Source organism: Pseudomonas sp. 57B-090624 (genome assembly GCF_003234055.1).
In the GTDB taxonomy this organism is placed as follows: Bacteria; Pseudomonadota; Gammaproteobacteria; order Pseudomonadales; family Pseudomonadaceae; genus Metapseudomonas; species Metapseudomonas tohonis.
In genome coordinates, this window is sequence record NZ_QKRU01000123.1 from 1 (window position 1) to 10013 (window position 10013).

The following is a 10013-nucleotide window of genomic DNA, read 5'->3' on the forward strand; positions in this document are numbered from 1 at the left end:
CGCCCACCCCTTGTCGCCTCCTCGCGCCCCGCCCTACCATCGGCCACCCCGAACCAGGAAGCCGCCCCATGCGCGAGCGCACCATCGCCAGTCATTTCGTCCGTGCCGCCCTGCGCGGTCCCGAGCGCCATGGCCTGGATTGCGCCGCCATCCTGCGCCACGCGGGCATCCAGGCGGCACTGCTGGAAGAGCCCCGCGCCCGGGTCGCCCCGGAGCAGTTCAGCCGGTTGATGCAGTTGCTGTGGGAGGCGCTGGACGACGAGTACATGGGCTTCGGTCGCCAACGCAGCAAGCGCGGCACCTTCGCCATGATGTGCCACGCGATCATCCACTGCCGCAGCCTGGAGAAGGCCCTGGGACGAGGGGCGATGTTCTACGGCCTGTTCCCCGAGGCGCCGCGCATCCTCCTGGAGCGCGAGGGGGAATCGGTGCGCCTGACGGTGGACGACGCCACCCTCTGGGACCCGGACCACTTCCTCGTGGAAAGCCTGCTGGTGATCTGGCACCGCCTCGGCAGCTGGCTGATCGGCCAGCGCATCCGCCTGGATGAAGCCACCTTCGCCTATGCCGAGCCCGAGCACGTCGGCGAATACGAACTGCTGTTCCCCACCCAGCGCCGCTTCGATGCGCCCAGCACCAGCCTGCTGTTCAACGCCCGCTACCTGGCCATGCCGCTGCTGCAGGACGAACGCACCCTCAAGCACTTCCTCGAGCACTCCCCCGCCGACCTGCTGGCCCGCCCCGATGGCGGCGACAGCCTCACCAGCCAGATCCGCCGCCTGCTGGGCCGCGACTGCCGCACCTGGCCGGACCTGGAAGCGGTGGCGCAGCAGCTGCACATCAGCCCGCAGACCCTGCGTCGGCACCTGCGCGAGGAAGGCTCCAGCTTCCAGGAGCTCAAGGATCACCTGCGCCGCGACCTGGCGATCTACCACCTGGGCCGCGACGAGCTGTCCATCCAGGACATCGCCGAACAGCTGGGCTTCTCCGAGCCCTCGGCCTTCCACCGCGCCTTCAAGAAATGGACCGGCCTCACCCCCGGCGCCTACCGCGCCCAGGAAGCCTGAGCGGCACGGCGCAGCCCCGGTCGTAGCCTGGGCTGTAGCCTGGGCTTCAGCCCAGGGGATACCCGGACCTCACCCCTTCATCGCCGCCGCGCTGAGCATCTCGATCTCGCGGATCTCGAAGTCCCGCACCAGGAACTCCATGCGCCGCTCGTGGAAGGCCTTCATGTGCGGCAGGGCCGAATGGGCCTCCAGGTCCGCCCGCGAGCGCCACACCTCGAAGAAGATGAACAGCGTCGGGTCGCGGGCATCGCGCAGCATGTGGTACTCGATGCAACCCGCCTCCGCGCGGCTGGGCTCGACGTAGGCGCGGAACAGCGCCTCGAACGCGTCGGCTTTCTCCGGGCGCAGGTGGGCATGGAGGATGAAGGCGCAGGTATCGCTCATGGGCTGACGCTCCGGCTGCTGGAATGCGGCGCAGCCTATCGCAAGAGTCGATTATCGATTCGTGCTTTTCACGCAAAGGCGATTTGCCCCGCAAGCGGTTTTTCCCGCGTACGGCCCCGGGTAACCTGCCGGCCATCGAGAACCTCACGAGGCCACCCAGCCATGAAAAAGATCCTCCTGCTCAACGGCGGCAAGCAGTTCGCCCATTCCGACGGCCGCTACAACCGCACCCTGCACGAAGCCGCCCTGGCCTACCTCGACCGCTCGGGCTTCGATGTGAAGGAAACCTTCATCGACGGCGGCTACGACACCGCCGAAGAGGTGCAGAAGTTCCTCTGGGCCGACGTCATCGTCTGGCAGATGCCCGGCTGGTGGATGGGCGCGCCCTGGACCGTGAAAAAGTACATCGACGAAGTCTTCACCGCCGGCCACGGCAGCCTCTACGCCAACGATGGCCGCACCCGCTCCGACGCCTCGCAGAAATACGGCAGCGGCGGCCTGCTGCAGGGCAAGCAGTACATGATCTCCGCCACCTGGAACGCCCCGCAGCAGGCCTTCGACGACCCCACCGACTTCTTCGAGGCCAAGGGCGTGGACGCCGTCTACTTCCCCTTCCACAAGGCCAACCAGTTCCTCGGCATGACCGCCCTGCCCACCTTCCTGGCCGTCGACGTGATGAAGCGCCCCGACATCGAAGGCGACATCGTCCGCTACGAAGCGCACCTGGCCAAGGTGTTCGGCGCCAGCGCCTGATGCCGTAGGTCGAAACGCAACTTGCAGGGTGGGTAGAGCGAAGCGAAACCCATCATCCGCGAGGTTCCGCCGGGCTCTCGGAACACCGCCCTCCCCCTGCGAAGCCCCTCAGGCCAGCAACGCCACCGACTTGATCTGGGCCCACAGCTGCTGGCCCGGGTGCAGGCCGAGCTGGTCGCGGGAATAGCGGGTGATGCGCGCCAGCAGCGGGTTGCCGTCCACCTCCAGGCGCACCAGCACATGGGCGGCGTTGTCCGCCGGGATCGCCTCGCACACCGTCGCCGGCAACAGGTTGAGGATGCTGCTGTCCGCCTGGCGTTGCAGGCTCAGGCTGACGTCGCGGGCCTGCACCTTGAAGCGCACCCGCCGCCCCGCCTCCGCCGGGGCGTGGGCCACGCGCATGCTCAGCCCGCTGCCCGGCAGCCCGAGGGTGAACAACTGGTAGTCGGCGTCATGCCCGATCACCCGCCCCTCGATCACCACCCCCGCGTCATCACTTAGCGCCGTGGGCAGGTCCAGCCGCGCCAGGGTCTCGCCCAGCGGCCCGCTGCCCAGCACGCGGCCCTCGTCCATCAGCACCAGGTGATCGGCCAGCCGCGCCACCTCCTCCGGCGAGTGGCTGACGTAGAGCACCGGGATATCCAGCTCGTCGTGCAGGCGTTCCAGGTAGGGCAGGATCTCCGCCTTGCGCTTGCCGTCCAGGGCCGCCAGCGGCTCGTCCATCAACAGCAGGCGCGGGCTGGTCAGCAGCGCCCGGGCCATGCCCACGCGCTGGCGCTCGCCACCGGACAGGCGCGCCGGCATGCGCTCCAGCAGGTGGCCGATGCCCAGCAGCTCCACCGCCTGCGCCAGCTTCACGCGGCGTTCGGCAACGGGGATGCGCCTCTCGCCGTACTCCAGGTTGCGCCGCACCGACAGGTGCTCGAACAGGCTCGCCTCCTGGAACACATAGCCCAGGGCGCGCTTGTGGGTGGGCACGAAGAGCCCGCGCTCGCTGTCCTGCCAGGTCTCGCCATTGACCTCCAGGTGGCCACGGGCGCTGCGCTCGAGGCCGGCGATGCAGCGCAGCAGGCTGGTCTTGCCGGAGCCGGAATGGCCGAACAGCGCGGTGACGCCGCGCCCGGGCAGCGCGAGGTCGACGTCCAGCAGGAAGCCGGGCCAGGCCAGGTACAGGCGCGCACGTATGTCGTCACTCATGCCGCGGGGTCCTCGGGGTCAGGTCCAGCCCGGCTTCATGCGCCGGCTGGAATACAGGGCCAGCAGTATGAGGAAGGAGAACACCACCATGCCACCGGCCAGCCAGTGGGCCTGGGCGTACTCCATGGCCTCGACGTGATCGAAGATCTGCACCGACACCACCCGGGTCTTCTCCGGGATGTTGCCGCCGATCATCAGCACCACGCCGAACTCCCCCACCGTGTGGGCGAAGCCGAGGATGGACGCGGTGACGAAGCCCGGCCGGGCCAGCGGCAGCACGACGGTGACGAAGCTGTCCCAGGGGCTGGCGCGCAAGGTGGCCGCCACCTCCAGCGGCCGCGGCCCCATGGCCTCGAAGGCGTTCTGCAACGGCTGCACCACGAAGGGCAGCGAATAGAAGACCGACCCCACCACCAGCCCGGCGAAGGTGAAGGGCAAGGTGCCCAGGCCGATCGACTGGGTGAACTGGCCGATGAAACCGTTGGGCCCCATGCTCACCAGGAGGTAGAAACCGATCACCGTGGGTGGCAGCACCAGCGGCAGCGCCACCACCGCCCCCACGGGCCCCTTCAGCCAGGACCGGGTGCGTGCGAGCCACCAGGCGATGGGCGTCCCCACCAGCAGCAACAGGGCCGTGGTCAGGCTCGCCAGTTCCAAGGTCAGCCGGATCGCCGCCCAGTCGTCACCGCTCAGTGGCATCGCACCGCTCCCTCATTCGAATCAAAGCGCGTAGCCGTAGGACTTGATCACCGCCGCGGCCTTGTCGCCCTTCAGGTAGTCGACCAGCGCCCTGGCGGCGGCGTTGTCCTTGCCCTTGGCGAGGATCACCGCGTCCTGCCTGATCGGGTCATGCAGCTCGGCCGGCACGATCCAGGCGGAGCCGCCGGTCACCTTGCCATCCTTGTAGATCTGCGACAACGCGACGAAGCCCAGCTCGGCGTTGCCACTGGAGACGAACTGCTGCGCCTGGGTGATGTTCTGGCCTTCCACCAGCTTGCCCTTGACCTGGGCGGCCAGGCCCAGCTTCTCCAGCACCTGGGTAGCGGCCAGGCCGTAGGGCGCGGCTTTCGGGTTGGCGATGGACAGGTGCTGGTATGCGTTCTTCTTCAGCACCTCGCCCTTGGCGTCGACGTAGCCCTCCTTGGCCGACCACAGGGCCAGAGTGCCGACGGCGTAGGTGAAGCGGGTGCCGGCAACGGTGTCGCCTTCCTTCTCCAGCTTGGCCGGGGTGGTGTCGTCGGCGGCGAGGAAGACCTCGAACGGCGCGCCGTTCTTGATCTGCGCGTAGAACTGGCCGGTGGCGCCGGTGGAAATCACCAGCCTGTGGCCGGTGTCCTTCTCGAAGTCCCTGGCGATGGCCTGGATCGGTGCGGTGAAGTTGGCGGCGACCGCCACCTGGACGTCCTGGGCCAGGGCCAGGCCGGCGGTGGAGCAGGCGGCAAGCGTGATGAGCAGGCGAGACATGTAGCCCATGGAAGCACTCCCTTGTTGTTGTGTGAGGTCGGTGGAATGTGGAACGGGAGCCGACTCTAGCGCCTCGCTATGTATAAAACTATATAGCGATGAAAATTTTCTTCGGCGATCGTCACAGGCTTGCAATACAGCCCGGCGAAACTGACTGCGGCTGAGGGACCAGCCCCCATCTGATGCCGCTGACGGCTCACTTGGCCACGACGGAAAAGTCCGGCGCTCCCGCCGCGCCGACATCACCTCCGCCTCCCCCCGCTGCGGAAACCTCATGGCCGCCTCCTGCGGCCATTTTCGTACTCATCCCCCGCTCCGCTCATCCGACGGCACGCCCCATTCCTGACCGGGTTCTCAAGTTCGCCCAAGGAGCGGAGACGGCGCTTTGCCATCCTGTTAAAAGGCGCCCGCCAACCTGGGTCCCAAGGCCTGACTACACTTCCCGGGCGCCTGCCTGAAACCGAGCCACCATGTCGCCGATCCCGTTCATCGCCTGCACCCTCACCTGTCTCCTCACCCTCCAGGTACAGGCGGCCGAGCCCGGGAAACTGGTGTTCTGCTACGAGGACCAGGACTCTTGGCCCTGGGTGATGCTCGACGACAAGGGCCTCAACCAGGTGCTGTTCGATCATGTGCAACAGGCGCTGAAGCTGAAGATCGAACGCCAGCCAATGCCCTGGAAGCGTTGTCTCGATGGCCTCGCCCGGGGCCAGTACGACGGCGCCTTCGCCGCCGCGTTCAAGGCCGAGCGCCAGGTCATGGGCCATTACCCGTACCGCGCCGACGGCTCGCTGGACAACGGCAAGCGCCTGCACAGCGCCTCCTACTCCCTCTACCGCCTGCGCGGCAGCCAGGCCGACTGGGACGGCAAGGCCTTCAGCGGCGTCCGTGGCCGCGTCGCCTCGCTCAGCGGGTTTTCCATCATCGATCTACTCAAGGCCCACGGCCTGGACGTGGAAGAAACCAGCCGCGACCCGCTGGCCCTGCTGCGCATGCTCCACGGCCACCGTTTCGAGACCGCCGCCATGCAGACCCTGCGCGCCGACCAGCTCCTGGCCAGCCACCCGGACCTCGGCCAGGACATCGAGAAACGCCCCGTGCCGCTGGAGCAGAAGGACTATTACCTGATGCTGTCGAACCGCCTGGTGGACGAGCGCCCCGCCCTCGCCCAGGCCATCTGGGACGAGATCGCCCGCCAGCGCGAATCGGCCGACTACCAGGCCCGGCTCAGGCAGGTACTGGCCGACACCCCGCACGGCAACTGACCGGCCGGGGCCCGCTCGGGATCAGAGCAGCAACTGGCTCAGCACCGCGCGCAGCTTGCCCGGCTTGACCGGCTTGTTCAGCAGCGGCGCACCGAGGGCCTGGAGGTTGCGCCGGCACTCGTCACTGCGGTCGGCGGTGATCATCACCGCCGGGATCGCCCGGTCGAACTGAGCGCGCAACGCCTGCACCACCTCGCAGCCGGTCACGCCGTGATCGAGGTGGTAGTCCGCCAGGATCGCCTCCGGTGCGACGCCCCCCAGGTTGCCCAGGGCGCTCTCCAGGTCGGGGGCGGTCACCACCTCGCAACCCCACTGCCCCAGCAGCGCGGCCATGCTGTGGAGGATGCTCGCCTCGTTGTCCAGCACCAGCAGGCGCCGGCCCGGCAGCGGGTCGCCGGTGACCGAGCGCGGCGGCCGCTCCTCGCGGCGCGCCGGCAGCCCCTCCGCCAGCGGCACCTCGATGGAAAACACCGAACCGCGCCCCGGTTGCGAGCGCACGCCGATGGGGCAGCCGAGGATGCCGGCGATGCGGTCGACGATGGCCAGCCCCAGGCCCACGCCCTTGCGCTCGGCGGCGCGGCCCCGGTCCAGCTGGTTGAATTCGAGGAAGATCGCCTGCAACTGGTCCGCCGGAATGCCCCGCCCGCTGTCCCACACCTCCAGCCGCACCCGGTCGCCGTGGCGCCGGCAGCCGAGCAGCACGCGGCCGCGCTCGGTGTAGCGGCAGGCGTTGCTGAGGAAGTTGCGCAGGATGCGCGTCAGCAGGCGGATATCGGTGCTCACCGCCAGCCCCCTGGGAATGCGCACGCGCAGTTGCAGCCCGGCGGACTGGGCGACGCTCTGGAACTCCGAGGCCAGCGGCGCCAGCAGCTCGTCCAGGCGGTAGGCGTCGATGTCCGGGCGGATCGCGCTCTGGTCCAGCTTGGAGATTTCCAGCAGGTCGGTGAGCAGGTCCTCGGCACCTTCCAGGGCCAGGTGGGTGCGCTCCACCAGCAGTTGCTCGGCGCCCGGCAGGCTGCGCTCGCGCAGGGTCGAGACCAGCAGCCGCGCCGCGTTCAGCGGCTGCAGCAGGTCGTGGCTGGCGGCGGCCAGGTACTTGTCCTTGCTCTGGTTGGCGGCCTCGGCGGCGTCCCGCGCCTCGCGCAGCTGGCCGTTGAGGGTCTGCAGCTCCAGGGTGCGCGCCGCCACCCGCTGCTCCAGCTCGTCGTTGAGGGTCTGCAGGCGCTGCTGGGCGAGGATGCGTTCGGTGATGTCGGCGACGAAGCCTTCGAACAGCCCCTCCTCGTCCGGCTTCAGCAACAGGTTCATCAGCACGTCGACATGGCTGCCATCCTGGCGACGCAGCCGCGTCTCGTAGCCGAACAGCCCCTGCTGGCGCTGCAGCTCGGCGCGGATGTGCACCAGCTCCGCCTCGCCACCGACGAACAGGTGGCTGGCCAGGTCGGTCAGCGACCACAGCAGCTGCTCCGGCGAGTCGTAGCCGAGCATCCGCGCCAGTGCCGGGTTGGCCGCGCGCAGGCCCTCCTGCAGGCTGGCCTGGAAGATGCCGTGCACCGCGTGCTCGAACAGCCACTTGTAGCGGTTGCGCTCGGTCTCCAGCTCCTCCAGCCGGCTCAGCAGCTCGGGGTAATGGCTCTTGCGCGCCGAGTGGCTGCCCAGCCCGAGCAGCGCCTGGCGCTGCTCCTCAGAGGGCCTCGGCATACACCACCTCGACATCCCGCTGGCTGGACTCGCGCGGGTTGGTGAGGATGCAGGGGTCCTCCATCGCATGGCGCGACAGGAAGGGGATGTCGGAGGTGGAAACGCCATGCAGCTTCAGCGTCTCGTGGAAGCCCACCGACTGCTTGAAGGCGATCAGGTGCTCCACCAGGCGCTGGCGGATCTGGTTGTGGTTGAGCCCGCGCACGTCGATGCCCAGGGTCTCGGCCACCATGCGGAAGCGCTCCGGCGCGGCGCTGTAGTTGAAGGCCACCACATGCTCCACCAGCGCCGCGTTGCACATGCCGTGGGGCAGGTCGAGGAAGCCGCCGAGGCTGTGGGACATGGCGTGCACCGCCCCGAGGATGGCGTTGGAGAAGGCCAGCCCCGCCTGCATGCTGCCGAGCATGATCTTCTCGCGCAGGGCGATGTCGCTTGGCGTGGCGATCATCTGCACCAGGTTGCCGTTGATCAGGCGCATGGCCTCCAGCGCGTGGGTGTCGGTGAGCGGCCCGCTGCCGGTGGACACGAAGGCCTCGATGGCGTGCACCAGCGCGTCGATGCCGGTACAGGCGGAGAGGAAGGGGTCCATGCTCAGGGTGGTTTCCGGGTCGATCAGCGACACGTCCGGCACCACCGCCTTGCTGACGATGGAGAACTTCATGCGCTCGGCCTGGTTGGAGATGATCACGAACTGCGACACGTCCGCCGAGGTGCCGGCGGTGGTGGGGATGAGGATCAAGGGCGGGCTCGGCACGCGGATGGTGTCCACCCCCTCGAACTCGAGGATGCAGCGGTTGTGGGCGACCATGATGCCGATGCCCTTGGCGCAATCCATCGGGCTGCCGCCGCCCACGGCGACTATCACGTTGCAGCCCTCGCTGCGGTAGAAGTCCGCCCCCAGGCGCACCTCCTCCACGCGCGGGTTGGGCGAGACCTGGGTGAACAGGCAGTAGTCGATGCCCTGGGCCTGCAGGCTGGCCTCCACATCGGCGACCCAACCGGCGGCCAGCACGCCCGGGTCGGACACCACCAGCACCTTGCGCGCACCGAAGGTGCTCGCATAGTTGCCGACGTTATGCCGGCAACCGGCGCCGAAGATGATTTCGGGAGACACGAATTTACGCAGTTGGCTGATGTCGTGGCGCATGAATCCGCCTGATCGTTCTTGTTATGGAATGGGAAGCAGACTACTGGAATCAGGGACGTTTTCAATCCGACCAATGGGTGCCAGCCGATTGCGAGTCGCCCGCTTCAGTGCTTGAGAGCCCCCACTCTGCGACGTGATCAGAGCAGCCGTCGGTAGAACCCGTACTCCGCCTCCAGGGCGTGGGCGAGATTGGCGGCCTGGCGGAAGCCGTGGCCTTCGTCGGGGTAAAGGTGCACCTCCACCTCGCGGCCCCGCTGGCGCAGGGCGTCGACCATGGAACAGGTCTGCGCGGGGACGACCACGGCGTCGCGGCCGCCCTGGAAGAAGATCAGCGGCGCCTCGATGTCATCCAGGCGCTGCAGCGGGGTGCGCTGGCGGTAGCGCGCGGCGTCGAGGTCGGGGTCGCCGATCAGCCAGTCGAGGTAGTCGGCCTCGAACTTGTGGGTGACCCGGCGCAGCGCCAGCGGGTCGCTGACCCCGTAGAGGCTGGCGCCGCCGCGGAAGGTGCGGCCCTCGGCCAGGGCCAGCAAGGCGCTGTAGCCGCCGGCGCTGCCGCCACGGATGAAGGCCCGTGCGCCGTCGATGCGCCCGGCGGCGGCCAGGTGGGCGACCGCCGCGCAGGCGTCCTCCACCTCGATGCGCCCCCACTCGCCGCGCAGGCGCTGGCGGTAGGCGCGGCCGTAGCCGCTGCTGCCCCGGTAGTTGAGGTCGAGCACGGCGAAACCACGCTGGGTCCAGAACTGGATGCGCGGGTCGAACTGCGGGTAGCAGGCGGACGTCGGCCCACCGTGCATGAACACCAGCAATGGCGGGCGCTCGTCGGCCGGGCCGCGCACCTCGGCCTGGCGTGGCGGGTAGAAGAAGCCATGGGCGCGCTCGCCCTGGCCGCTGTCGAAGCCCAGGGGCTCGGGGCGTGACAGCTGCGCCTCGCCCAGCGTTTGCTCGCCGCCGGCCAGTACCTCGACGCGACCGTCCACGCGGTCGATGCCGATCACCGCCGGCAGCCGGTCCGGCGCCGTGGCGATGGCATAGAAA

General features: G+C 68.7%; 10 protein-coding genes. 3 read left to right on the forward strand and 7 right to left on the reverse strand.

Going from position 1 to position 10013, the window contains the following annotated elements:
- Nucleotides 1-68: 68 nt before the first annotated feature.
- Nucleotides 69-1067, forward strand: a complete 999-nt coding sequence (locus tag DMX10_RS30960; protein WP_111264692.1) for an AraC family transcriptional regulator — start codon at nt 69-71, stop codon at nt 1065-1067.
- Between the two features lie 69 nt (nt 1068-1136).
- Here the strand turns inward: DMX10_RS30960 and DMX10_RS30965 are convergent, their stop codons facing one another.
- Complete coding sequence (locus tag DMX10_RS30965) at nt 1137-1451, reverse strand: putative quinol monooxygenase (RefSeq protein WP_111264693.1); 315 nt, start codon at nt 1449-1451, stop codon at nt 1137-1139.
- Between the two features lie 162 nt (nt 1452-1613).
- On the opposite strand from DMX10_RS30965, the gene DMX10_RS30970 reads away from it, so the two are divergent.
- On the forward strand, nt 1614-2204 hold the full coding sequence (locus DMX10_RS30970; protein WP_111264694.1) for an NAD(P)H-dependent oxidoreductase: 591 nt from the start codon (nt 1614-1616) through the stop codon (nt 2202-2204).
- A 108-nt stretch (nt 2205-2312) separates the two neighbouring features.
- Here DMX10_RS30970 and modC read toward each other — a convergent pair whose 3' ends face one another.
- The 3 genes from modC to modA are packed head-to-tail and all read right to left on the reverse strand — an operon-like array spanning nt 2313 to nt 4865.
- Nucleotides 2313-3401 carry a molybdenum ABC transporter ATP-binding protein gene (modC, locus tag DMX10_RS30975; RefSeq protein ID WP_111264695.1) on the reverse strand — a complete coding sequence of 363 codons (1089 nt, stop codon included), beginning with the start codon at nt 3399-3401 and terminating at the stop codon, nt 2313-2315.
- 18 nt (nt 3402-3419) lie between these two features.
- Complete coding sequence (gene modB, locus DMX10_RS30980; RefSeq protein ID WP_111264696.1) at nt 3420-4100, reverse strand: molybdate ABC transporter permease subunit; 681 nt, start codon at nt 4098-4100, stop codon at nt 3420-3422.
- A gap of 21 nt (nt 4101-4121) precedes the next feature.
- Nucleotides 4122-4865 carry a molybdate ABC transporter substrate-binding protein gene (gene modA / locus DMX10_RS30985; RefSeq protein WP_236205726.1) on the reverse strand — a complete coding sequence of 248 codons (744 nt, stop codon included), beginning with the start codon at nt 4863-4865 and terminating at the stop codon, nt 4122-4124.
- 470 nt (nt 4866-5335) lie between these two features.
- On the opposite strand from modA, the gene DMX10_RS30990 reads away from it, so the two are divergent.
- On the forward strand, nt 5336-6130 hold the full coding sequence (locus DMX10_RS30990) for an ABC transporter substrate-binding protein (protein WP_111264698.1): 795 nt from the start codon (nt 5336-5338) through the stop codon (nt 6128-6130).
- 21 nt (nt 6131-6151) lie between these two features.
- Here DMX10_RS30990 and DMX10_RS30995 read toward each other — a convergent pair whose 3' ends face one another.
- The 3 genes from DMX10_RS30995 to DMX10_RS31005 all read right to left on the reverse strand — a co-directional run.
- Entirely contained in the window at nt 6152-7831 is a 1680-nt protein-coding gene (locus DMX10_RS30995; RefSeq protein ID WP_111264699.1) for a NahK/ErcS family hybrid sensor histidine kinase/response regulator, read from the reverse strand.
- Entirely contained in the window at nt 7815-8978 is a 1164-nt protein-coding gene (gene ercA / locus DMX10_RS31000; protein ID WP_111264700.1) for an alcohol dehydrogenase-like regulatory protein ErcA, read from the reverse strand. The genes DMX10_RS30995 and ercA overlap by 17 nt, the downstream gene beginning before the upstream one ends.
- 137 nt (nt 8979-9115) lie before the next feature.
- Nucleotides 9116-10013 (reverse strand): S9 family peptidase (locus DMX10_RS31005; RefSeq protein WP_146603095.1); only part of this gene is annotated, 898 nt, incomplete at its 5' end.

What these genes read in the sequence shown, in the direction of transcription:
- DMX10_RS30960 (WP_111264692.1), top strand. Translation starts at nt 69, where the DNA reads ATGCGCGAGCGCACCATCGCCAGTCATTTCGTCCGTGCCGCCCTGCGC.
- DMX10_RS30965 (WP_111264693.1), bottom strand. Translation starts at nt 1,451, where the DNA reads ATGAGCGATACCTGCGCCTTCATCCTCCATGCCCACCTGCGCCCGGAG.
- DMX10_RS30970 (WP_111264694.1), top strand. Translation starts at nt 1,614, where the DNA reads ATGAAAAAGATCCTCCTGCTCAACGGCGGCAAGCAGTTCGCCCATTCC.
- modC (WP_111264695.1), bottom strand. Translation starts at nt 3,401, where the DNA reads ATGAGTGACGACATACGTGCGCGCCTGTACCTGGCCTGGCCCGGCTTC.
- modB (WP_111264696.1), bottom strand. Translation starts at nt 4,100, where the DNA reads ATGCCACTGAGCGGTGACGACTGGGCGGCGATCCGGCTGACCTTGGAA.
- modA (WP_236205726.1), bottom strand. Translation starts at nt 4,865, where the DNA reads ATGTCTCGCCTGCTCATCACGCTTGCCGCCTGCTCCACCGCCGGCCTG.
- DMX10_RS30990 (WP_111264698.1), top strand. Translation starts at nt 5,336, where the DNA reads ATGTCGCCGATCCCGTTCATCGCCTGCACCCTCACCTGTCTCCTCACC.
- DMX10_RS30995 (WP_111264699.1), bottom strand. Translation starts at nt 7,831, where the DNA reads ATGCCGAGGCCCTCTGAGGAGCAGCGCCAGGCGCTGCTCGGGCTGGGC.
- ercA (WP_111264700.1), bottom strand. Translation starts at nt 8,978, where the DNA reads ATGCGCCACGACATCAGCCAACTGCGTAAATTCGTGTCTCCCGAAATC.